1 protein-coding gene is annotated in these 231 nt (G+C 61.0%); it reads right to left on the reverse strand.

Annotated features, from left to right (window positions below; all coding sequences use genetic code 11):
- Nucleotides 1–231, reverse strand: a 231-nt coding sequence (locus VC352_RS25135) for a TolC family protein (protein WP_322982188.1), incomplete at both ends; no start/stop codon positions are given.

Genomic DNA, 231 nt, shown 5'->3' on the forward strand with positions numbered 1-231 from the left:
CGCATTGAGCTGCTCACGATAGGTGGTGCGTGCCGCCAGCTGGTCGGAGAACTCCTGGAAGGCGGTCTGGATGGCCTTCTCGTACTGCGCGACCTGCTCGTCCTTTTGCAGCTCGGCGTAGTCGAGGTTGGCGCGCAAGCTGACGGAATTGAAGATCGGTATGCTGATCTGCGGCTGGAACAGCCAGGAGCAGGAGCCACTGTCGAACAGCCCGGAGAGCTGGCTGATTCT

It is taken from the genome of Pseudomonas sp. C11 (genome assembly GCF_034683865.1).
Lineage (GTDB): Bacteria > Pseudomonadota > Gammaproteobacteria > Pseudomonadales > Pseudomonadaceae > Aquipseudomonas.